Source organism: Dyella sp. SYSU CM1112, assembly GCF_058216415.1.
In genome coordinates this window covers 1-316 of sequence record NZ_JBZEGI010000087.1, presented here as the reverse complement: position 1 = coordinate 316, position 316 = coordinate 1, and the positions used below count along the sequence as shown (strand labels likewise).

Genomic DNA, 316 nt, shown 5'->3' with positions numbered 1-316 from the left:
CCTTCTTTGCTGCCGAGGCCTTCTTCGCGGCTGCCTTTTTGGCAAACCGCCCCTTCTTGACCGGCGCGGCGGCAAAGAAGGCGACCGCCAAGAAAGCGGCGGTAAAGAAAACGGCTAGCAAGAAAACCGCAGCAAAAAAGGCCGTGGCTAAAAAGACCACGACCAAGAAGACTGCGTCAAAGAAAGCCGCAACGAAAGCCTGAGGTCAAAGGCTCCCTTTATTTCTCAATGGGGCCGCCAACGGGCTGGCACGTCACTCAGGGAGCGGTCCTCCGATGACCAGGCGCTTCACTCTTGCCGATCTTCCCGACGCTGC

The 316-nt window shown here is 58.2% G+C and carries 1 protein-coding gene; it reads left to right on the top strand.

The window, feature by feature from the left end; all coding sequences use genetic code 11:
• On the top strand, positions 1–203 hold a 203-nt coding region (locus tag AC4HNJ_RS21735), incomplete at its 5' end, for a hypothetical protein (RefSeq protein ID WP_490481703.1).
• Positions 204–316: the final 113 nt, after the last annotated feature.